Origin of the sequence: Bacteroides sp. AM44-19 (assembly GCF_003603395.1) — a bacterium.
GTDB classification, from domain to species: Bacteria; Bacteroidota; Bacteroidia; order Bacteroidales; family Bacteroidaceae; genus Bacteroides; species Bacteroides uniformis.
In genome coordinates, this window is record NZ_QTNB01000025.1 from 1 (window position 1) to 23,325 (window position 23,325).

Sequence of the window (23,325 nt, forward strand, 5' to 3'; positions counted from 1 at the left end):
ATCCTAACTTCTTGCTAAAGAAGTATTTATTAAGCGACCATTCTGGGCGCACTCGCGTATATCTGCGTTGTCTTTATGCTTTTGTGTCCCAGCATGGAACTGACCGTTTCGATGGGTACGCCGTTGGAGAGGAACACCGTCGTGGCGGCCGTGTGGCGGCTTTGATGCCATGTAATATGCTTGGTGATACCGCAACGCTTGGCGACGGCACGGATTCCGGCAAGGCACGTGTTATAGTGGGGTACGGGGAATATCCTGCCGTCCCCACACAGCCCACGGTATTTGTCGATGATGCGCTTCGCTATGTCGAGCATACGGATGTTGGACACCACACCCGTCTTCTGGCGGTTGATGTTTATCCACTCGTGTTCGTCAAAGTAGGTGCGGATATTCTCTTCCGTCAGGTTGCGCATATCGGCGAACGACAAGCCCGTGAAGGCGCAGAACAGGTATAAATCACGATACAGTTCTTGCTTCGCATTCTTCAGCTTACCTTCCATCAGCAGGCGGATTTCATCTTTCGTCAGAAAGCTGCGGGTCGTTTCCTCCTTCTTGATTTCATACTCGCGGAACGGGTCGCGCGTGAGCCACTCATTGTTGATGGCGATGAACACCATCGTCCGAAGCGGGCAGACATACAGCCACACGGTGTTGGTGCAGCAGTGTTTGTCCGTGCGCAGGAACATTTCAAAATCGGAAATGAAAGCGGGGGTAAGCTCTTTCAGGGCGATGTCCTTCACGTGGTAGCGGATGGTGAGGAACTCTTGCAGGTGCTTGTAAACGATCTTGTATTTGTCAAACGTGCCTTTGGCTTTCATGCCTGCCTCCACCTGCTTGGCATAGTCCTCGTTGTGTTGCCGGAACACCTGCAATAGCGTGTGGTAGCGGTGTTCCAGTCCAAGAAAGGCGTTTTTCACCTTTTCCGCAGTGACGAAGTTGTCACGCTCCATGATTTCCTGATAGTGCTTGTTGATGCGTACGCGCATCTTGTCGAGCATACGGTTCGTTTCGAGTGCAGCCGTGCTTCTGCCCGTGACACGTCCTCCTTTGGTGTCCCACAGCTTAGGATCGACGGTCAGTTTGCAGCTGAACTGTGTTTGGCTGCCGTCCACCGTGATACGTCCCATGACGGGTACTGTCCCGTCCTTTTTCACTACCTGACGTTTGAGGTAGTAGATAACTGAAAATGTACTCTTCATCGTCCTTAATTTTTTTAGGTTCAAAATTAGTCGGTGAAGAATCCTTCGTCGGTACGCAAAACACGGAGGAACGACGCAATCTTTTTCCGTAACTGGATTTGTCGCGTGAGTTGTTAGTAACTCACTATATCACAACGCCTTGTTTTGCCATTCGTGCCAATTTCGTCACCTATATGGTGTGGTTACGAACAAGTAACGTTGCGACGTCTTGACTTGGCTTCGGCAAGGATTGTGGTGGCGTTGGAGATAATCGGCTGCTTAAATGAAACCTCTGTAAATCAATTCTATTACTTCATTCTTCTGTATTCCACTTTTTTGTAGTATCTTTGTGCCATAAATATACAAAAAAAGGAGCAATTTTGTGCTCCTTTTTAAATGTATTTCAGTTTTTATTATTTCAGTTCGCTAACCAGCTCTTGGGGAGTGACCATTTTCTGCTCTCCGGTCTCCATGTTTTTCAATGTCACCTTACCTTCATTCATTTCATTCTCACCCACCAGGGCCACAAACGGGATGGCTTTGGAGTTCGCATACCCCATCTGTTTCTTCATCTTGCTTGCATCGGGGAAAATCTCGGCACGGATGCCTGCCGCACGCACTTCAGTCAATACATTCATTGAGAATGCGGCCTCTTTCTCACCAAAGTTGATAAACAGTAACTGAGTACCGTTCACCGCTTCTTTCGGATAAAGGTCAAGCTGGTTCAGCACATCAAAGATACGGTCTGCACCGAACGAGATACCGACACCACTGACACCGGACATACCGAATACACCCGTCAAGTTGTCATAGCGTCCTCCACCAGTAATACTACCGATTTGCACATCCAGCGCCTTTACTTCGAAGATGGCACCGGTATAGTAATTCAAGCCACGGGCCAATGTCAAATCCAGCTCGATTTCGTTCTTCAAGCCAAGGTTCTTTAAGGTGGAAAGGATAAATTCACTTTCCTCCACGCCCTTCAGTCCGGTCTCGCTGGCAGCAAGAACTTCCTTCAGAGTTGCAAGTTTCTCTTCATTACTTCCGCTCAACAAAATGATAGGTTGCAGTTTGGCGATAGCCTCGTCACTGATGCCTTTCTCTTTCAACTCGGCATTGACATTGTCCAGACCTATCTTATCCAACTTATCAATGGCCACAGTAATATCAACAATCTTGTCAGACTCACCGATGATTTCGGCAATGCCACTCAATACCTTACGGTTGTTAATCTTGATACAAACACGGATGCCGAAGCGGGTAAATACCGTATCGACAATTTGCATCAGCTCCACCTCATTCAGCAAGGAATCACTGCCTACCACATCGGCATCGCACTGATAGAACTCACGATAGCGTCCTTTTTGCGGACGGTCGGCGCGCCACACGGGCTGTATCTGATAACGTTTGAAAGGAAAAGTTATTTCATCGCGGTGCATCACCACGTAGCGGGCAAAAGGTACTGTGAGGTCATAGCGCAAACCTTTCTCGCAAAACTTGCAGGCAAGTCTCGGAGCATTACGGCTCAACAGTTCTTCATCTGTCAGTCCGGAAAAGTAATCACCGGAGTTCTGTATCTTGAACAAAAGCTTGTCGCCTTCCTCACCATACTTCCCCATCAAGGTAGAAAGCATTTCCATCGAGGGCGTTTCTATCTGCTGAAAACCATAGAGATGATACACCTCACGAATCGTATTGAATATATAGTTACGCTTCGCCATTTCTACGGGCGAGAAGTCACGGGTTCCTTTCGGAATACTTGGTTTTGCTGCCATAATCAGTTCAATTATTTTAAAAATCGGACGACAAAGTTACAGTATTTTATTGATTAAGAAAAGAGAATGTTTACCTTTGTATCATTACCGTCGCATAAAAACGACCAAAACAAACTTCAAACTTACACATCTATGAAAGAGAGACTGATTTTATTCTGCATGTTGTTGCTATGCGGCATCGGTGTTAGCCGGGCACAATCCGACAACGCTAAAGACTTCGACCAAAAAGAAGAAGCCATCGCACAAAAGCTGCAACAAGCCGTCAATGAGAAAAACTATAAAGAAGCCGAAAAGAACGGTAAGGCTTTGATAACTCTGTTCAAAGAACAAGACGAGAACACTCAGAAAAAGTACAGCTGGCTCATACAGTCCTATTACTACAATTTAGCCTGCTTCCAATCCTTGTTAAAGAAAAAAGGTGAAGCCATCAAAAATTTAGAACTGGCCTACGACAATGGATTTCAAGATTACAACCACATGATGAATGATACCGACTTAGACAACCTGCGCAGCGATAAACGCTTCAAGGCAGTGCTTGCCAAAGTGAAGAAAGTGGGTGACTACCTCGACATTCTTCAAAAAGCACCGGGATACACCCACAATGAGCGCCCTGATACACTCCCGCGCTTCGAATACATCAATCCCAACAACAAGTATTTAGTAGAGGTACGCCAATACTTCAAGTTGGACAGTGTGGCAGGCGCAGGCAACGAATTATCAAAAATAAAGAACATACTGACTTATATACACAATACCATAAAACATGACGGAAACCATGAAAGTCCGGCAGGCAGCAACATCATAAAATGGGCAGAAGCTTGCAAAGGCGGTGCGCGAGGTCTGCATTGCGGAGGTCTTGCCCATGTACTGAAGGATTGTTATCTGTCCATGGGATTTAAGGCACGCCACATCAGCGGATTACCCCAAAAATACATTGGCGAATGCCATTCCATTGACGTAGTTTATTCCAATACCTTGGATAAATGGATATGGGTAGACCCCACCAACAATGCCTGGGTGATGGATGAAAACGGCATCATGCTAAGCGTGCAAGAAGTGCGCGAACGTCTGCGAGACGGTCGTCCGGTAATCCTAAATGAAGAAGCCAACTGGAATAACCAGCAGAAGATTACCAAAGAATATTATTTAGACAGCTATATGGCCAAGAATCTCTATAGCATAAAAGCAGACGATGTACTGCTTTGCCCCTCAGACCCTAATGCAGAAAACTTCTTCCAAGCCAAGTACGTGGTCAATGACGATGCCTGGTTCTGGCAGTCGCCCTATCAGGAATAAAAAAACAGATGATGCATCCGGCAGAGACACATCATCTATTTAATGTAAACAGACCATCTGTTTCGGGTGAACAGATGGTCTGTTTTTTATGTCTGCATCATGTGTTTAATCTCTGCGTCCCAGGAATATCATGATATAATAAATCAGGGTAGCAAGCGAACCGAGAGCAGCCACTACATACGTATAGGCAGCCGAGCGGAGTGCATCTTCCGCTTGCGCATGATTATATGAATTCGTAATGCCGGAATTGCTAAGCCATACCAGCGCACGCTTACTTGCATTGATTTCCACCGGCAAGGTGATGAAGCTGAATAAAGTTGTCAATGCAAACAGTATAATGCCCGCCAGCAACAGTTGCGGAAAGGAGTTCAGCATCAAGATACCTGCCAGCAGCAACCACGTCATCCACTGTGAGGCAAAAGAGACTACCGGCACCAGTTTGCTGCGCATTGTCAACGGAGCATATGCGCGTGCATGCTGCACGGCGTGACCACATTCGTGGGCTGCAACGGCAGCAGCCATGATGCTGTTACTGCTATAAACACTCTCACTCAAGTTTACTGTCTTATTGGCAGGATTATAATGGTCGGTCAGATGTCCGGGAGTATGCGTCACAGTCACATCGTAGATGCCATTGTCGTGCAGCATCTTCAAAGCCACGTCCGCTCCCGTCATTCCGTTGCCAGTAGGGATTTTAGAGTACTTCTTGAATTTGTTCTGAAGATTCATCTGTACCAGCCAGCTAACGGCGGCAATACCGATAAAAATAATCCATATCATTCCTGTTCCCATAATTTTCTTTCTTTAAATTGTGAATAAATCAGTCGTTTCTTATTGTATAACAAATAGTCTGCCAAAAATAAAAGGAAACGGTGAGCAATGCCAGCGTTTCCTTTATCTTTTAGGAAGAATTAAAGATTTCTGATTTATAATTTATTTTTCAATATCCACCTCTATCACTTTATCAATATCCGTCGGAACCTCCGGCAAGTAGAGCATCACCCCTCCTTCACACTTACGGAACTTCACTGGAAGATGGTCGGCATACCCCACTGCCTTCCTCACTTTCTTGCCTTCCAACGGCAGGAAGAGAGCCTTATCCTGCAATTCGAGAATATGCACGTATAATTTATTTTCTCTTTGTGTAGTGACTCCCCAAGGATGCGGAGCAATGCAGCCGCCACGGGTTCCGTAGATGGTTTCACCGTATACCTTCATCCATTCCCCTACTTCTGCCAGACGCTCCAATGCAACAGCAGGCAGCTCACCGTCCGGCTGAGGACCGATATTCATCAGCAGATTGGCATCTTTACCCGCAGCCTTCACCAGGTAATGTATCAGCGTTTTGGTGGATTTATAATCCTGGTCCGTAATCTTATATCCCCACATTCCATTCATCGTCTCGCAGGTTTCAAGGGGCAAGGCGCTGATATCCTGCCCGGAAAGACCGGCACGGTTCTCTCCCGGCAGGTCGCGCTCGAATATCTGGATGTCCTCGCCGGCAAACGGTGCTTGATGATGGTTGTTCCCAACCAAGCAAGCCGGTTGCAGGCGGTGTATCATGGCATATTGCCCGGGCAGTTGCCAGTCAAAATCCGGATTCTGGTCCTGGTCCCACCAGCCATCAAACCAAATGGCACCTATTTTTCCATAATTGGTGAGCAGCTCGGTCAGCTGGTTGTTCATGAATTTATAGTAGCTGTTCCAGTCGCCCTTCGGATTCGGTCGTCCCGTTCCACGTCCGGTGCGTCCCCACGGAGCATCTTCGCGATACCAGTCGATGTGCGAATAGTAGAGATGCAGACGAATACCTTGCTTGTGGCACTCGTCCGCCAATTCTTTCAGAATATCCCGCTTAAAAGGGGTAGCATCCACAATATTGTAATCGGAAAAGCGTGTGTGGAACATAGAAAAGCCATCGTGATGCCGGGATGTAAAGCAGATATACTTTGCCCCGGACGCCTTAATGGCTGACACCCATCTGGCAGCATCGAATTTGGCAGGATAGAAACCTCCCGCCAGTTTGGCATACTCCTTATAATTAAGGTTCTTGTTCGTCATGGTCCATTCTCCGGTAGCCAGCATACTGTATATCCCCCAATGCAGGAAGATACCGAAGCGATTGTCCCGAAACTCCTGACGGGATTTCAGGTTCTCCTCCGTCGGCTGGTAAGTCTGCGACTGTGCGGAGCACACAAGAAGAAACAACAGTAAAAAAGACAAAAGACGTGTTTTCATGGCAATAAATAAAAAAGGCACGGATTATCCGGACACCCACGGTTCTTCAGATGAAGCCGCGAAATCCGTGTAATCCGTGTCTAAGGTTATCTGTTTGTTTTATTATTCCTCTGTATACCGTTCGATGGTCTGCTCACGGTCCGGTCCCAGAGAAACAATCTTGATGGGCACACCAAGCTGTTCTTCCAGGAATGACAAATATGCATTGAATTCTTCCGGGAACTCATCTTCACTCTGCATCTTGGTCATATCCGTCTGCCAACCGGGTAGCTCTACATAAACCGGTTCAACAGTCTCATTGATATCGAACGGGAAGTAATCAATCTCTTCCTCATCCATCTTGTAAGCTACACAAGCCTTAATGGTTTCAAAAGAATCGAGCACATCGCTCTTCATCATAATCAGTTTGGTAACCCCGTCTACCATAATGGCATATTTCAATGCCACCAGGTCAATCCAGCCACAACGGCGCTTACGTCCTGTCACAGAACCGAACTCATGACCCAGCGTGCAAATCTGGTCACCGGTCTTGTCGAATAATTCCGTCGGGAACGGACCGGCACCTACGCGCGTACAATAGGCTTTGAAAATCCCATATACCTCACCAATCTTGTTGGGAGCAATACCCAGACCGGTACAAGCACCTGCACAAACCGTATTGGAAGACGTTACAAACGGATAAGAACCGAAATCAATGTCCAACATTGTCCCCTGCGCACCTTCGCACAATACAGACTTGCCGGCAGCCAGCAGATTGTTCATCTCGTGTTCGCTATCCACCAACTGGAATTGTTTCAAGTATTCGATACCTTCGAACCATGCCTTCTCCATTTCGGTAATGTCATACTCATAGTTCAAGCCTTTCAAGATTTGCTCATGACGGGCCTTGGCCGCTGCATACTTCTTGTCAAAGTCATGCAGAATGTCGCCTACACGCACACCGTTACGGCTGATTTTATCCGTGTAAGTCGGTCCGATGCCTTTTCCGGTCGTTCCTACCTTTGCATCGCCTTTGGCTGCTTCGTATGCAGCATCCAGTATGCGGTGAGTCGGCAGAATGAGGTGTGCTTTCTTGGAAATGTGCAAGCGTTCCTTCAAGTTATGGCCGGACGCTTCCAATGATTCGGCTTCCGCTTTGAAGAGAGCCGGGTCAAGCACCACTCCGTTACCGATGATATTCACCTTGTCTCCCTGGAATATTCCAGACGGAATGGAACGGAGCACATACTTCTGCCCTTCAAACTCGAGTGTATGTCCGGCATTCGGTCCGCCCTGGAAACGAGCTACGACATCGTATCTCGGAGTTAACACATCAACGACTTTGCCTTTGCCTTCGTCGCCCCATTGTAATCCTAATAATACGTCTACTTTCATTTTTCTTTTTTATGGTTATTATTCTTTTTCTTCCGTTTATTGGCCCGGTCACACTTGCTGCACAACCCATACATATATAAGGAATAGTGCGTAAGATTAAAACGGCTCAGTTTGGTATTCTCAATGGCATGTTGCAACTCCTCGTTCTGAAACTCGGTCACCTTTCCGCACTGGGTGCATATCTGGTGATGGTGCGTATCGCGATTATAAGATTTTTCGTATTGGGAAGAGTTGCCGAACTGATGCTTGATGACCAGACGAGCATTTATAAGCAAAATGATGGTATTGTAAAGCGTTGCACGGCTGACGCGGAAGTTCTCCTGGTCGGCCATCAGTGAATAGAGCGTGTCGATATCAAAATGACCGTCTATGGAGTAAATGGTGTCAAGTATAGCATAACGTTCGGGAGTCTTCCGATGCCCGTTCGCATTCAGATATTCAGTGAATATCTGCCTAACTGTATCTTTCACATTCTGACTTTCCATTTGACGGCGCAGTTTTACAGCCAACAAAGTTAATCCTTTTTTGTGGAAAGCAAACGAGAAAGAGATAAAAATTGCGATAAGGGAAATATTCCCTTACCGCATCAGTCTCTATAACCATAGAACTAATCTAACAAACCTCCTCTTTTACAAGATTGTATAGTAATTGTTCTACATCAGAAGAAGAATTGTCCATACCCTCCACTCTGCGGCAAACTTGAAAAGAATTTTCCTCATTTTGCTGCATAAAGCGGCGGATAGCAGTCATGGCTGCATTGCGTACATGATAGGAGCCCGACAAAAAAGCCGTTATTGCCTGGTCGAGGAACTCATTTTCAACCCGTTCGTTCATATCCCCTTTCTTCATCAATAGACGGGCTATGGTGAGGAAGCCGCAAACCTGCGTGTATTCGTCCTCGCTTGCAATCCAATGGAAGGACTTGGCAGGCGCATAAGGAAGATGTTGGAATAAATTCATGCAGGTAAGTTCTGCAATCTCGATATTACGGATATCTTCCACCCAGATATCGGCTATCTCGGGCAGGAAACTCTCTACCGGCTGTAAAAGTCCCGCCAATATTTTGCACTCTCTGATATCTTCTTTCCACAAAGCTTGAGCCAGAGAGTGGTCCTTCTCGTAACCGGCAGCAATACCCTTGATACGGGGCAACTCCACGCCAAAGTTCAGCTTATATACCAGCCCTTTCTCACGCATACTTTGGGACACAGCCCCGTTCATTGAGAGACGGAGCTGTGTCTTTATATCTTTCAGCCGCTGATGCAGCTGCTCTTTAGTATCTATCATAGTTCATCATTTATTGACAGAAGGCAATGTAGAATAGTCTTTGCTATAACGCAACATCTGTTCCGCATAACCTTCATCATAAGTCACTGTCACATCTGTTATAGTACCGTCGGCATCCGTCACCACTTCATACTTGGGATTGACGAACCCCTTATACGGCGCAAGATTCAGCTTCTTGTAGCGTTCCAGCACTTCGGCATGCAAAGCGGGATCGACTTTCACGGCATAGGCTTCCACCAAATCATGGGCACCGGCATAGTCACCGGTGGACTTGATACGCTGTATCTCGGCAAGCAACCGGCCAAACAAGTCACGCACTTTCTCATAATCGTTTATCACGACGTACGTCTTCCCATCCTTCTTTACCAATTCCACAACCTTCTCCGCCGCACCTTTCTCGTACACCCAGCGGGCTATGAGCTGACGGTTGCGCATATGGGCTTCTTCTACATTGTTACCCGGCTCGATACGTACAAGCTGTGTCATCAAACCATTCATCAGATAGGTGTAGTATTGAGCCTTATAAGCATCCGCACTTGGAGTAAGCCCCAGTTCCACCAGCTTCGGGTCGGCCACGTAGTAGAGTCCGAACAAGTCGGCGCGCGCTTCTTCGATAGTAGAACCATATGCCTTCAACGCATCCGGGGCCACACCCGGGAGCAATTTACCGGAACCATGTCCCAAACATTCATGCAGGTCAGTATGCAGTTCATCTGTCACATCTGCGTACTTATCAATCAGTTGAAGCTCTGCATCACTGTACACAAACTCCTCATTGAACCCGTTGCCATGAGCTGCCTTATTATAAGCATCTGTAATGTTACCGATTGTAACGGATTTCGAACCATGATGGCTACGTATCCAGTTGGCATTGGGCAGGTTGATGCCGATAGCAGTTGCAGGATACAAGTCACCGGCCAGAATAGCCGCCGTGATTACCTTGGCAGACACCCCTTTCACTTTCTCCTTCTTGAATTGTCCGTCTACCGGCGAATGGTCCTCAAACCACTGTGCATTGCCGCTTATCAACTCTGTACGCTGGGTAGCTTCCAAATCTTTAAAATTCACCAGAGATTCCCAGCTTGCCTTCATGCCGAGCGGGTCACCATAACTTTCGGTAAAACCGTTCACAAAGTCAATGCGTGAGTTCAAATCCTTCACCCACAAAATGGCATATTCATCGAATGTCTTCAAATCGCCGGTTTCATAGAATTCCATCAGTTTGGCTATCACCGCCTTCTGCTCGGGAGTCTCGGCAACTCCTTCTGCCTTCTTCAGCCAGTAGACAATCTTTTCAAGTGCCTGTCCATACAAGCCCCCCACTTTCCATACTTTCTCCTGAATCTTGCCATCCTCTTTCACCAAACGGCTATTCAAACCATAGGAAACGGGAGTTTCATCCTGCGGATTCTTCAAGGCATTATAGAAATCTTCGGCCTCCTGCTGCGTCACGCCATCGTAATAATTGCATGCGGAAGTCAAAACCAAATCTTCACCGGCAGCTTGGTTCACCCGTTTGGGCATCACCGTGGGGTCGAAAATAACGGGGAACACTTCCTCGCACAGTTGTTCCACAGTCTGTCCTTCGGCAAGCGGCAATGTAGCTGCATCCACACTCTGTACAGCCTGCCTGAAGAATTCGGGAGTAAATCCCGGAACGAACTTTTCGCTACCATAGTGATGATGAATGCCGTTAGAGAACCATACCCGCTTGAGGTACACTTCCATAGCCTTGAAATCAGGAGTATTCTTATCTCCCTTATAGCCGGTATAGACAGCTTCCAGCATCCGGCGAATCGTCAGGTTATACTTGCCATTCTGGTCGAAAAGAATGTCTCTGCCCTGCAAAGCCGCTTCCGTCAAATAATAAACCAATTCTTTTTGTTTGAGGGACAAATCCTCAAAACCTGGTACGCGGTAACGTAAAATCTGTAAATCTGCAAATTGTTCCACTGTATAGTCAATTTTTTCTGCCTCAGCAGTTGTTTTCGGATTTCCGCCACAAGCCGTCAATAGAGAAAGGGCAGTCACCATAGAAATTAGTTGTTTCTTCATGTGTCGGGAGTATATAGATTGGTATTAAAAAAGAAGAAAAGGAAGTATCCCGAAACAACTGTTCCGGAATATTTCCTTTTTATTCATTCAGTCATACAGAATTATTTCTTCTTAGCTTCTTTTTCTGCGTGTCTTTTACGATATCCATTAGGAGTCTCACCTACATTTTTATAGAAAGCAGCATAAAAAGACTGACGGTTTGCAAAGCCGACCATCGTACTGATCTCCTCTACATTCTTGTCAGCATATCTTTTGTCTGTCAACAAATGCTGCGCTTCTTTTACTCTATATTCATTCAGCAGGCAAGAATAGTTCATGCCGAAGCGTGAATTCACCACTGCAGACAAATAGCGAGTATTGGTCTGCAATTCTTTCGCCAAATCCTTAGCGGAATAATCAGCATCTCTGTACTTCTTTTGTACAACAACGATATTCAATATCTTGTCATACAACTCATCTGCCAATTCCGGCCTTATCAAAGAACGGTAGGCAGCATCCTTTTCTTTCTTTTCGCGCAGGTTGTAAGGACGTTTCTTCGTTCCTTTTTCCTGGGCATTGTTTTCTAAATCACTCATTGAATTAACTGGTTAGGGTTGTTTAAAATCGGAAAAGCCAAAGGGTTAGCCCCTTAGACTTTACAAAAGTCAGACATTTTTTTTTAATACACAACTTTTCCCGTATATATTTTTGATAAATAAACAACGAAAAAGGTTGAAAAGTAGGTCAATTCAGCCATTAATAAGAAACTTTAACCTTTTGCAGAAACTCATATGATACAAAATCTTGATGACTTTCCATTTGTAGTATATGCAATAATTAGTGTACCTTTGCCGGAAGAAATCCATACTGCCAGATTATGCTACAAACGCTCAAGACATATTTCGGTTACGACAGTTTCCGCCCCTTACAAGAAGACATCATACGCCATCTGATGGACCGTAAAGACGCATTGGTACTGATGCCTACGGGAGGTGGAAAGTCCATCTGCTACCAACTTCCCGCCCTATTGAGTGAAGGCACGGCGGTAGTGGTTTCTCCGCTCATTTCCTTGATGAAGGACCAAGTGGAAACGCTCTGTGCAAACGGTATCGCGGCCGGTGCACTGAACAGCAATAATGATGAAACAGAGAATGCTTCCCTACGACGTGCATGCATGGAAGGCAAGCTGAAACTGCTATATATTTCTCCTGAAAAATTATTGGTGGAAGCCAACTATCTGTTAAGGGATATGCATATTTCCCTTTTCGCCATTGATGAAGCTCACTGCATCTCACAATGGGGACACGATTTCCGTCCGGAATATACACAGATGGGCATCCTTCACCAACTGTTTCCCCAGGTTCCCATCATTGCACTTACTGCCACAGCCGATAAAATAACCCGTGAAGATATTATTAAACAGCTACACCTCAACCAACCGAGAATTTTCATTTCATCTTTCGACCGTCCCAACCTGAGTCTCACCGTAAAAAGAGGTTACCAGCAGAAGGAAAAAAGCAAAGCCATCCTCGACTTCATCGCCCGCCATCCGGGAGAGAGCGGCATCATTTATTGCATGAGCCGCAGCAAGGCTGAAACAGTGGCACAAATGCTTCAAAAACAAGGGATAAAGTCGGCGGTCTATCATGCAGGACTGTCGCCGGCACGAAGAGATGAAGCACAAGACGACTTCATCAATGACCGCGTGCAAGTGGTATGCGCCACCATTGCCTTTGGAATGGGAATTGACAAAAGCAATGTGCGCTGGGTAATTCATTACAATTTGCCCAAAAGCATTGAAAGTTTCTATCAGGAAATAGGACGTGCCGGACGAGACGGAATGCCCAGTGACACCCTTTTGTTCTATTCACTGGCCGACCTCATTCTGCTCACTAAATTCGCAACAGACAGCGGGCAACAAAGCATCAACCTGGAAAAGCTGCAACGTATGCAGCAATATGCGGAAGCAGATATCTGCCGCCGTCGCATTCTGTTAAGTTATTTCGGTGAAAATACGACCTGCGACTGTGGAAACTGTGATGTATGCAAAAATCCCCCCGAACGTTTCGATGGTACAATAATCGTACAAAAGGCACTTAGTGCAATCGCGCGTTCCGAGCAACAGATAGGAACCGGTATTTTAGTGGACATCCTCCGAGGAAACATGAGTTCTGAAGTTACAGAAAGAGGATACCATCGACTCAAGACCTTTGGAGCCGGGCGCGAAGTCCCCCCCAGAGATTGGCATGACTACCTGCTGCAAATGTTACAGCTCGGTTATTTCGAAATAGCCTACAATGAAAACAACCACCTGAAAATCACTCAAAGCGGAACAGATGTCTTGTTTGGCAGAGCACGCGCCCTGCTTGTCACCATCCGCCGCGAGGAAGCTGTACAAGCTACAAGAGGCCGTAAACGCAAGGCTACAGTTCCAACCAAAGAATTGCCATTGGGATTGCCCAATACAGAAAGTGGGGAACTTTTCGAGGCTCTCCGCACTCTCCGCAAACGCCTTGCCGACCAGGAAGCACTTCCTGCCTATATCGTACTGTCCGACAAAGTGCTCCACCTACTCAGCGCCTCCCGCCCCACTACCATAGAAGAATTTGGTAATATCAGCGGTATCGGTGAATATAAAAAGAAGAAATACGGAAAAGAGTTTGTGGAACTGATACGGAAATACAGTTGAATATTATTTACACTGTAACAGTAAATCCCTGAGGTCACCTTGCGGCACGCCAAGTGAAATGGCCTTTTCGAAGTCACGTTTTGCCAACTCCTTTTTCTTTTGAGAAAGGTAAATTTGCCCCCGTATCAAGTAGGCTTCTGTCTGCGAAGCATCCAGCTTGATGGCTTCTTCCAAGTCCATCATGGCCAGGTCCACATGTTTCATATCCTGCTCTACACCCGCACGTGCTACGTAAAGTACGGCATATTGCTGGGTAGTCAGCCGGGTAGCTTCTCCTCCTTTTTCTGCAATCATGGCATTCAATATCGAAAGCGCCGCTTCATATTTGCCCTCCTTCTGCTCCAGTGTAGCCAACCCCAGACGGCCATTGTAACTCTGGGGGGCAAGTTTCAGCAGACGTTCATAATCAGACTTTGCAAAATTATAGTTGCGCTGCCGCATATAGATATAGGCACGCATCAGCAAGGCTTCCTGATTATCGCTTTCTATATCCAGCACCAAAGAATAGTCTATCCGGGCCAAATCATCCTTCCCCAACTCAAGGTAAAGAGCGGCACGATTCATCAGGGCAGGTATGGCACGCGGAGCAATGTTCAATGCCAGAGTATACGAGTCAAGGGCCTGCTCATACCGGTGCTGCCGACGTTGTATCGTACCCAAGTTGGAGAACAGCAAAGCGTTATGAGGATTGGCGGGCTCCATTTTCAAAGCTTGTTCAATGTATTTTTCGGCCAATGACAAGCTGTCTTGCTCCGTGGCTGCAACCGCACGTTCGCTCAGTTCCTGATAGGTTTGTGAAAAGGCAGGGAACATCGTGGCTCCACACAAGAAGAAAGAAAAAATAAGTTTCTTCATATAATAGTTCAGTATTTATTCCAAAGGATAGGTATCGAAAGCGAACAGTTCTGTTGACAAATAGCGTTCCCCCGTATCGGGCAGTAGGGCAACAATCATTTTATCCGCAAATTCAGGGCGTTCGGCCAGCAACCGTGCCGCATATACCGCCGCACCGGATGAGATGCCAGCCAGCAAGCCTTCCGTAGAAGCCAGCTCTCGTCCTCCACGAATGGCCTCGTCATCGGGCACCGGAATAATCTCGTCTACTACAGAAGCATCATAAATGGAAGGAATAAAATTGGCCCCAATCCCCTGGATGCGGTGCGGTGCATCTTCCCCTCCTTCCAGAACCGGAGAGGAGGCCGGTTCTACAGCCACAACATAGACATCCGGATTATGTTTCTTCAAGGCACGCGCCACTCCACAGACCGTACCGCCCGTGCCCACACCGGCAACAAAAACAGTCACTTTACCATCCGTGTCCGTCCAGATTTCTTCCCCCGTAGTATGTTCATGAGCCTTGGCATTGGAGGGATTCTCAAACTGCTGCAGAATAACCGCACCAGGTATCGCATCCCGCAATTCTTTCGCTTTGGCAATGGAGCCGGCCATACCTGCCAGTCCGTCGGTCAGTACAATCTCCGCACCCAAGGCTTTCAACAGATTACGGCGTTCCACACTCATGGTCTCCGGCATGGTCAATATCAAATGATATCCCTTGATGGTTGCCACCATCGCCAGTCCCACGCCGGTATTGCCACTGGTAGGTTCAATAATCGTGGCTCCGGGTTTCAAAGCCCCACGTGCCTCGGCATCCTCAATCATGGCAAATGCCACACGGTCCTTCACGCTTCCCGCCGGATTAAAAGATTCCAGCTTAGCCACAATATTTCTTTTCAATCCGTATTTACGACTGTATTCAGCCAATTCCATCAAAGGAGTATGCCCAATCAACTCCGTCAGGTTCTTTGCAATTTTCGCCATAATCTCACTGTCTAATACATTCTTCCCGTACACACTTATGTAACATGGATATGCTGACAAAGATATGGAAATTCCAAGAAATAAACCGTGCGGGAAAGGAAAGATTATACTGCCATCTATCAAAGCTTAACACGAATAAAGAGGATGAAAGGATATGAAACGATTGAAGAAGGCAGGATGAGGAGGAAGAACCATATCTGACAATCAGCGACTTCCCACTGCAAAGATGGTGCATGCTTTTTGCAGTAGTACTGCAAACGAGCTGCAGCGTTACTGCAAATAGGTTTGCAGTGGTACTGCAACTGCTTTGCAGCGCGGCTGTAACAGCTTTGCAGTGACACTGCAAAAGGTTTGCAGAACTTTGCAGTGAGAAGTTACTGATGAACAGAACGGTAATGAGACACTGTTATCAAGACTTCTTAAGATAGTCTACAATCCACGCGCCCACTTCCTTGGTACCGTATTTATCGCCACCTTCTACTTGAATCTCCGGTGTACGTACATTCGCATCGAGTGAAGCATCAACTGCCTTACGAATCAACGCCCCCTCCTCTTTCAGGTCGAAGTATTCGAAAAGCATGGCTACAGACAAAATTTGCGCCAGCGGATTGGCTATATTCAAGCCTTTCGCCTGCGGCCAGGAACCATGGATAGGTTCGAATACCGGCGTGCTCTCTCCCGTAGAAGCAGAAGGCAGCAATCCCATAGAGCCACTGATGCAGGAACCCTCGTCCGTCAAAATATCACCAAACGTATTTTCCGTAACCATTACGTCAAAGAATTTCGGCTCTTGAATCATCTTCATGGCGGCGTTGTCCACAAACATATAGTCGGTTGTCACCTCGGGGTACTGCGGTGCCATCTCCTGGGCAATCTGTCTCCAAAGACGGGAAGAGGCAAGCACATTGGCTTTATCCACCACCGTAAGATGTTTGCTGCGTTTCATGGCATATTCAAATCCGACTTTCAGGATACGCTCAATCTCAGGACGGGTATACATGTTCGTATCATACGCCTTGTCATTGTCCTGGTATTTCTCACCGAAGTACATGCCACCGGTCAGTTCGCGGATACAAAGGAAATCGGCACCATCCACCAGTTCCGCACGAAGGGGAGACTTATGGAGCAGACATTTGAAGGTCTGCACGGGACGGATGTTGGCAAACAGTCCCAGTTTCTTGCGCATAGCCAGCAAGCCCTGCTCGGGACGCACTTTGGCAGTAGGGTCATTGTCGAATTTCGGGTCACCTACGGCAGAGAACAATACAGCATCCGCATTTTTACAAGCCTCATAAGTGGCTTCAGGAAACGGGTCACCCACCTTGTCTATCGCGTCTGCACCGCAGATGGCATATTCATAGTTCACTTTATGTCCGAACTTCTCACACACGGCAGTCATCACATCCACGCCTACGGTAGAGATTTCGGGGCCGATACCGTCACCGGCCAACACTGCAATTTTAAAATCCATTGTTTTCTTTATTATTTAAAAGTTCATCTATCTTCTTTTTGTTTGCAAGATTCTTGCGGCGATACCGGTCACCCCACACAAAACCAGCTGTCAATATAAGGGTATTGATGGCTGACATAAGATACTCGTCCGCATCCAACTCGCCGCTCCACCAACGCAGAAAGAGGTTGAAAGCAAAAAGCAAGCCTGCATACAACGCATAGCATACATAAGGACGCCTCTCAAAAAACGATTTCTTTTTCTCCATGAGATCCATTTTTTATGATTCGTATTCGTCTTCTATGATATTCAGCATCTTCACCGTCGCCTTGATGGCTGCTTCCGTCTGGTCTGCGTCCAATCCGCGTGTACGGAATATCGTATCTTCAAAACTCCAGGTAATAACCGTCTGCACAAAGGCATCGGTACGCCCACCGGGAGGAATAGTCACGGCATAGTTCGTCAGCATCGGGAACTTACGACCCAGTGTCACTTTATATATCTTGCGCAAGGCGCGCACAAAAGCATCATACTGGCCATCTCCACTGGAACTTTCCTCATATTCCTTTCCGTTAATTTCTATCTTCAACGTAGCCATCGGCTTCAATCCATACGCCAGATTCACAATATAGCTCTTAAGGCTGACGCGTTCTTCTGCCATTCCGTGCTTCAGTACGTCCGAAACGATATAGGGCAGGTCTTCTTGCGTCACCAGCTCTTTCTTGTCGCCCAACTCAATGATGCGTTCGGTCACTTTGCGCATGGCATCTTCATCCAGTTGTAACCCCAAGTCCTCCAGATTCTTCCGGATATTGGCTTTACCGCTGTTCTTGCCCAGGGCATACTCTCGCTTGCGACCAAAGCGTTCGGGCAGGAGGTCGTTGCAGTAGAGGTTACTTTTATTGTCACCGTCGGCATGGACGCCTGCCACTTGGGTAAATACATTCTCGCCAACAATCGGTTTATTGGCGGGAATGACGATGCCCGAGTAGGACTCCACCACACGGCTTACGTCGTTCAGGCGGCTTTCGTCAATGTTGGTAATGGCATTGAAGTGGTCTTTCAGGATAGCCTGCACACTGGCAAGCGGAGCATTGCCGGCGCGTTCGCCCAGGCCGTTAATGGTAGTATGCAGTCCCTTGCAACCGCTAAGTACGGCGGCAAGCACATTGCTCACGGCAAGGTCATAGTCATTGTGGGCATGGAAGTCAAAATGGGCATGCGGATAGCGTTTCACCATCTTGCGCATGAACTCGATGACCTGCAGCGGGTTCAATACGCCCAACGTGTCAGGCAACATATAGCGGCGGATATTGGTCTGCTCCAAGGCGTCCATCAGACGGAACACATATTCCGGAGAATCTTTCATGCCGTTGCTCCAGTCTTCCAGATAGACATTCACTACCATATCCTGCTCGTTGGCGTAATCCACTACGGACAGAATATCCTCGATATGCTCTTCGGGAGTCTTCTTCAACTGGTAGGTGCAATGCTTCAGCGAGCCTTTGCACAGCAGATTGATGACACGGCAACCGGTCGCATGTATCCAGTCCACCGACGTGTGGCCATCTACAAAGCCAAGCACTTCTACTCTTGGCAACAGATTACGGCGTGCCGCCCAGTCACAAATCATTTTTACGGCATCAAACTCTCCTTCGGATACCCGCGCAGAAGCCACCTCCACCCGGTCTACCTTCAATTCCTCCAGTAACAAACGGGCAATCATCAGCTTCTCATGGGGCACAAAGGAGACTCCGCTGGTCTGTTCACCGTCGCGGAGCGTAGTGTCCATGATTTCTATCTTCGGATGATTATGCTTCATTTTTATTCTCCCAAGCTTCTATCTTATCTTTATTCTCAACCAGAAAATCGATGTCATCCAAGCCATTCATCAGGCAATGTTTCTTGTAGGCATTGATTTCAAAATGTTCGATCTTGCCCGTAGCTTTGTTGGTGATGGTCTGTTCGGGCAGATTCACTTCCACTTCCATCTTCGGATTGGCAGAGATAGAGTCGAACAACTCTTTCAGGAACGGCTCACTTACCACCACCGGAAGCACAAAGTTGTTCAGTTCATTGTTCTTGTGTATATCGGCAAAGAAACTCGATACCACCACGCGGAAACCGTAACCGGCAATGGCCCATGCAGCATGCTCACGGCTGGAACCGGAACCGAAGTTCTTTCCCGCCACCAGAATCTGTCCACCGTAAGTGGGATTGTTCAAAACAAAGTCCTTGTTCAGAGAACCGTCCGGATGATAGCGCCAATCGCGGAATAAATTATCTCCGAAGAACTTTTCCTCACGGGTAGTAGCTTTCAGAAAACGTGCAGGGATTATCTGGTCTGTATCCACATTCTCTAATGGAAGAGGCACACAAGTACTGGTTATTATATCAAATTTTGTCTTCATCTTTGTATTTACGATTTACAATTTACGATTGAAAATACTCTTGATTTACCTTTGTTGAACGATGTTTGATTTACGAAGTAATTTTAATCGTAAATCGTCCAATCGTACATCAAATCAGCGTTCTCGGGTCAGTAATTACTCCAGTCACTGCCGCTGCTGCAGCTACAAGCGGGCTGGCAAGCAGTGTTCGGGAACCCGGTCCTTGGCGTCCTTCAAAATTACGGTTACTGGTAGACACTGCATACTTTCCGGCAGGCACCTTATCGTCGTTCATTGCCAGGCAAGCAGAACAACCCGGTTGGCGAATGGCAAAACCGGCCTCTTCCAAAATCTTGTCCAGTCCCTCTTCGCGAATCTGTGCATCTACCATCCAGGAGCCCGGAACCAGCCATGCCACTACATTCTCGGCTTTCCGACGGCCTTTCACAATGGAGGCAAATGCACGGAAATCCTCAATGCGTCCATTGGTGCAGGCACCCAAAAACACATAGTCAACCTTCTTACCCAGCAAAGGTTCTCCCGGTTGGAAACCCATATAGCTAATAGACTTCATGAAAGAGGTCCGGGCAGCTTCTCCCATGCCTTCGGTAGTAGGAATATGTTGTGTGATACCCATACCCATGCCCGGGTTGGTACCGTATGTAATCATCGGTTCAATATCTTCGGCAGCAAAACGGACTTCCTTGTCGAACACTGCATCCTCATCACTCTTCAATGTTTTCCAATAGGCCAATGCCTTGTCCCATGCCTCACCCTTCGGAGCATATTCGCGTCCTTTGATGTACTCGAAAGTGGTCTCATCCGGAGCAACCATACCGCCGCGGGCACCCATCTCTATACTCAGATTGCACAAGGTCAGACGGCCTTCCATAGTCAGACCACGCACAGCTTCTCCGGCATATTCCACGAAATATCCCGTAGCGCCGCTGGTCGTCATCTTCGACATCATATACAATGCTACATCTTTTGCCGTCACTCTCTTGCCAAGTTTGCCGTCGACAGTGATGCGCATTGTCTTAGGACGGGTCTGAAGGATACATTGCGAGGCCATTACCATTTCCACCTCACTCGTACCGATACCGAAAGCCACTGCTCCCATCGCCCCGTGGGTGGAAGTATGCGAGTCACCGCAGACAATGGTCATGCCAGGCAGGGTCAGCCCGCGTTCCGGGCCTACTACATGGATAATTCCGTTCTTCTTGTCCATCATGCCGAAATGGGCCAATCCAAACTCTTCCGCATTCTTGGCCAGTGTATCTACCTGAGTCTTTGAAACCGGGTCTTCAATCGGCTTGTCCTGGTCATGCGTCGGCGTGTTATGGTCGGGCATACAGAAAATCTTTTCCGGACGGAAACACTTGATTCCACGTTCGCGCAATCCTGAAAAGGCTTGCGGGCTGGTTACTTCATGACAATAAAGCCGGTCAATATAAAGCTGTGTGGGACCGTCTTCCACTTTCTGTACCACATGGGCATCCCAGATTTTATCAAATAATGTATTCATCTCTTTATGTACAATTTAGCTATTTACAATTTACGATTAAAATCACATCTTGAACTTATTGATACAGTCGATGTACGCTTCCACCGATGCCGCGATAATATCCGTATTGGCACCGAACCCATAATAAATATGATTATCGTATTCCACCTGCATATGTACCTTACCCATATCGTCGCTACCCTTGCTGATAGCCTGGATAGTGAATTCCTTCAATGTCATATGGCGGTCAATAATCTTCTTCAAAGCCTTGATAGCAGCGTCTACCGGACCGTTTCCACTGGCGGCGGCTTCAAACTTCTCGCCAGAGATGTTCAATCCCAAGCTGGCAACCGAACGAACCCCCACCCCACTGGTCACCTGAAGATATTCCAGTTTGATACGGTGGTTCTGCGTACGGTTTGCCCCTGCCAATACCAGAATATCATCATCGTTGATATCCTTCTTCTTATCGGCAAGTTTCAAGAACTCTTCATACACTTTGTCCAACTTCTCCTGATCCAGTTGTACTCCCAATATCGACAAACGATTCTTCAAGGCTGCACGTCCGCTACGGGCTGTCAATACGATGGAATTATCATCAATACCCACATCATGCGGGTCAATGATTTCGTAAGTCTGTACATTCTTCAACACACCATCCTGGTGGATACCCGACGAATGGGCAAAAGCATTGCGACCTACAATAGCCTTGTTGGGCTGCACCGGCATGTTCATCAGACTGGACACCATACGGCTGGTTGGATAAATCTTCTGTGTATTGATGTTGGTCTCGATTTCTATGTCCTTGTGACATTTGATAATCATCGCCACTTCCTCAAGAGAAGTATTGCCGGCACGTTCACCAATACCATTGATGGTTACCTCCACCTGGCGGGCACCATTCAGTACGCCAGCCATTGTATTGGCAGTAGCCATGCCCAAGTCATTGTGGCAATGAGTAGAAATAATGGCATTATGAATACCGTTGACATGTTCCATCAGATATCTTATCTTCGCGCCATACTCATCAGGCAAGCAATACCCCGTTGTATCGGGAATATTCACCACAGTCGCACCTGCCTTGATAACAGCTTCTACCACCCGTGCCAAATATTCATTATCCGTTCGGCCTGCATCTTCGGCATAGAACTCTACATCATCCACATACTTACGTGCATACTTTACGGCAGCCACTGCACGCTCTATTATTTCCTCGCGATTGGAATTAAATTTATATTTAATGTGCGAGTCAGATGTACCGATACCAGTATGGATACGTTTATGCTTGGCAAACTGCAAAGCCTCTGCCGCCACATCAATATCTTTCTGTACGGCACGTGTCAAGGCACAGATGGTGGGCCATGTCACAGCTTTTGATATCTCAATGACCGAATTGAAATCTCCCGGACTTGAAATCGGAAATCCGGCTTCAATCACGTCCACCCCCAGGGCTTCCAGTTGTCTGGCTACCTGAATCTTTTCCACTGTATTCAATTGGCATCCCGGAACCTGCTCGCCATCGCGGAGCGTTGTGTCGAAAATAAATAATTTGTCACTCATTGCTTTATTGTATTTAATTTATGTTCCATAAAAAAAGCCTTTCACACTTGGAAGTGAGAAAGGCTTCATATATCATTGCATCTTACATATATATTCACGCACAGCACTCACTTCCACTAAACTTTGCCAGTAGAATAATAATACCACACAGTAGAATATATGTAAAGTTCTGAATCATCTTCTTTTTTGTTTTGACGTTGCAAAGGTAGATATTATTTCGTACCACACAAACAAATTCGTTACTTTTTTCCGATAAAAAATATCATTTTATAAGTTTGTATTCATTTATCGCTGAAATATATCACAAAAAAAGGCGTACCTCAAGGTACGCCTTTCCTTATTCTTCAGTTCAATACAAGTTCTGAATTACTTCTTCTCACAAGGTTTGTCACACTTGGCACCATCACATGCAGCCTTAGGACACGCTGCTGAATCAGCAGCCTGGCAACATGCCTTTGCAGAGTCACATACTTGTTCTGTTTTTGCAGCACAGCAAGAATCTGCCTCAGTTGCATTAGAATCTGCAGCCTTTTTGTTGCCACAAGATGTCACTGCGAAAGAAAACGCTACCGCAACGGCAGCCAATAAAACTTTAGTCTTCATACTTTCAATTTGCTTTAAACGTTGATATAAAATTAGTTCGGCGCAAATATAAGAAAAGTTTATGAGACCGCCAAAAACGAACAAAGCCTCCGTATCCTTATCAGACACGGAGGCTTCTTCTGAAAA

General features: G+C 46.8%; 20 protein-coding genes. 2 read left to right on the plus strand and 18 right to left on the minus strand.

What is annotated here, in order from left to right:
* Nucleotides 1-29: 29 nt before the first annotated feature.
* Nucleotides 30-1,199, minus strand: coding sequence for a site-specific integrase (locus DW947_RS19730; RefSeq protein ID WP_005809280.1), 1,170 nt, complete (start codon nt 1,197-1,199; stop codon nt 30-32).
* 392 nt (nt 1,200-1,591) lie between these two features.
* Nucleotides 1,592-2,953 carry a histidine--tRNA ligase gene (hisS, locus tag DW947_RS19735; RefSeq protein WP_009036531.1) on the minus strand — a complete coding sequence of 454 codons (1,362 nt, stop codon included), beginning with the start codon at nt 2,951-2,953 and terminating at the stop codon, nt 1,592-1,594.
* A 132-nt stretch (nt 2,954-3,085) separates the two neighbouring features.
* On the opposite strand from hisS, the gene DW947_RS19740 reads away from it, so the two are divergent.
* The gene (locus DW947_RS19740) at nt 3,086-4,249 is read left to right on the plus strand and encodes a TPR end-of-group domain-containing protein (RefSeq protein ID WP_229095807.1); all 1,164 of its coding nucleotides are present in this window, start codon (nt 3,086-3,088) and stop codon (nt 4,247-4,249) included.
* Nucleotides 4,250-4,354: 105 nt separating this feature from the next.
* Here the strand turns inward: DW947_RS19740 and DW947_RS19745 are convergent, their stop codons facing one another.
* The 7 genes from DW947_RS19745 to DW947_RS19775 form a co-directional block, all read right to left on the minus strand.
* The gene (locus tag DW947_RS19745; protein ID WP_057089292.1) at nt 4,355-5,041 is read right to left on the minus strand and encodes a zinc metallopeptidase; all 687 of its coding nucleotides are present in this window, start codon (nt 5,039-5,041) and stop codon (nt 4,355-4,357) included.
* Nucleotides 5,042-5,182: 141 nt separating this feature from the next.
* Nucleotides 5,183-6,487: an alpha-L-fucosidase gene (locus DW947_RS19750; protein WP_118940703.1), complete on the minus strand. Its 1,305-nt coding sequence runs from the start codon at nt 6,485-6,487 to the stop codon at nt 5,183-5,185.
* A gap of 102 nt (nt 6,488-6,589) precedes the next feature.
* Nucleotides 6,590-7,861: an adenylosuccinate synthase gene (locus DW947_RS19755; RefSeq protein WP_005826216.1), complete on the minus strand. Its 1,272-nt coding sequence runs from the start codon at nt 7,859-7,861 to the stop codon at nt 6,590-6,592.
* The gene (locus tag DW947_RS19760; protein WP_005835580.1) at nt 7,858-8,346 is read right to left on the minus strand and encodes a Fur family transcriptional regulator; all 489 of its coding nucleotides are present in this window, start codon (nt 8,344-8,346) and stop codon (nt 7,858-7,860) included. Before DW947_RS19760 ends, DW947_RS19755 begins: the two co-directional genes overlap by 4 nt.
* Nucleotides 8,347-8,473: 127 nt before the next feature.
* The gene (locus DW947_RS19765) at nt 8,474-9,148 is read right to left on the minus strand and encodes a DNA alkylation repair protein (RefSeq protein ID WP_005835579.1); all 675 of its coding nucleotides are present in this window, start codon (nt 9,146-9,148) and stop codon (nt 8,474-8,476) included.
* A 6-nt stretch (nt 9,149-9,154) separates the two neighbouring features.
* Nucleotides 9,155-11,203 (minus strand): dipeptidyl-peptidase 3 family protein, encoded by a 2,049-nt coding sequence (locus DW947_RS19770; RefSeq protein ID WP_057256350.1) that lies wholly within the window; start codon nt 11,201-11,203, stop codon nt 9,155-9,157.
* 101 nt (nt 11,204-11,304) lie between these two features.
* A complete protein-coding gene (locus DW947_RS19775) occupies nt 11,305-11,778 on the minus strand; it encodes a helix-turn-helix domain-containing protein (protein WP_005826207.1) in 474 nt (157 codons plus the stop codon).
* A gap of 281 nt (nt 11,779-12,059) precedes the next feature.
* On the opposite strand from DW947_RS19775, the gene recQ reads away from it, so the two are divergent.
* The gene (gene recQ / locus DW947_RS19780) at nt 12,060-13,871 is read left to right on the plus strand and encodes a DNA helicase RecQ (RefSeq protein WP_005826201.1); all 1,812 of its coding nucleotides are present in this window, start codon (nt 12,060-12,062) and stop codon (nt 13,869-13,871) included.
* Nucleotides 13,872-13,874: 3 nt separating this feature from the next.
* Here the strand turns inward: recQ and DW947_RS19785 are convergent, their stop codons facing one another.
* The 9 genes from DW947_RS19785 to DW947_RS19825 all read right to left on the minus strand — a co-directional run bounded on the left by DW947_RS19785 (nt 13,875) and on the right by DW947_RS19825 (nt 23,199).
* On the minus strand, nt 13,875-14,726 hold the full coding sequence (locus DW947_RS19785) for a tetratricopeptide repeat protein (RefSeq protein ID WP_005826199.1): 852 nt from the start codon (nt 14,724-14,726) through the stop codon (nt 13,875-13,877).
* Nucleotides 14,727-14,741: 15 nt separating this feature from the next.
* Complete coding sequence (gene cysK / locus DW947_RS19790; RefSeq protein WP_035449638.1) at nt 14,742-15,692, minus strand: cysteine synthase A; 951 nt, start codon at nt 15,690-15,692, stop codon at nt 14,742-14,744.
* Nucleotides 15,693-16,101: 409 nt separating this feature from the next.
* Nucleotides 16,102-17,163 (minus strand): 3-isopropylmalate dehydrogenase, encoded by a 1,062-nt coding sequence (gene leuB / locus DW947_RS19795; RefSeq protein WP_005835570.1) that lies wholly within the window; start codon nt 17,161-17,163, stop codon nt 16,102-16,104.
* On the minus strand, nt 17,153-17,410 hold the full coding sequence (locus DW947_RS19800) for a hypothetical protein (protein WP_005835569.1): 258 nt from the start codon (nt 17,408-17,410) through the stop codon (nt 17,153-17,155). Before DW947_RS19800 ends, leuB begins: the two co-directional genes overlap by 11 nt.
* A gap of 12 nt (nt 17,411-17,422) precedes the next feature.
* On the minus strand, nt 17,423-18,964 hold the full coding sequence (locus DW947_RS19805; RefSeq protein WP_005826194.1) for an alpha-isopropylmalate synthase regulatory domain-containing protein: 1,542 nt from the start codon (nt 18,962-18,964) through the stop codon (nt 17,423-17,425).
* The gene (gene leuD, locus DW947_RS19810) at nt 18,954-19,553 is read right to left on the minus strand and encodes a 3-isopropylmalate dehydratase small subunit (protein ID WP_005826193.1); all 600 of its coding nucleotides are present in this window, start codon (nt 19,551-19,553) and stop codon (nt 18,954-18,956) included. Before leuD ends, DW947_RS19805 begins: the two co-directional genes overlap by 11 nt.
* Before the next feature lie 109 nt (nt 19,554-19,662).
* Complete coding sequence (gene leuC / locus DW947_RS19815; protein WP_022401593.1) at nt 19,663-21,057, minus strand: 3-isopropylmalate dehydratase large subunit; 1,395 nt, start codon at nt 21,055-21,057, stop codon at nt 19,663-19,665.
* Between the two features lie 42 nt (nt 21,058-21,099).
* Nucleotides 21,100-22,596, minus strand: coding sequence for a 2-isopropylmalate synthase (locus tag DW947_RS19820; RefSeq protein ID WP_005835565.1), 1,497 nt, complete (start codon nt 22,594-22,596; stop codon nt 21,100-21,102).
* 366 nt (nt 22,597-22,962) lie between these two features.
* Nucleotides 22,963-23,199 (minus strand): hypothetical protein, encoded by a 237-nt coding sequence (locus tag DW947_RS19825; RefSeq protein WP_034523359.1) that lies wholly within the window; start codon nt 23,197-23,199, stop codon nt 22,963-22,965.
* Nucleotides 23,200-23,325: the final 126 nt, after the last annotated feature.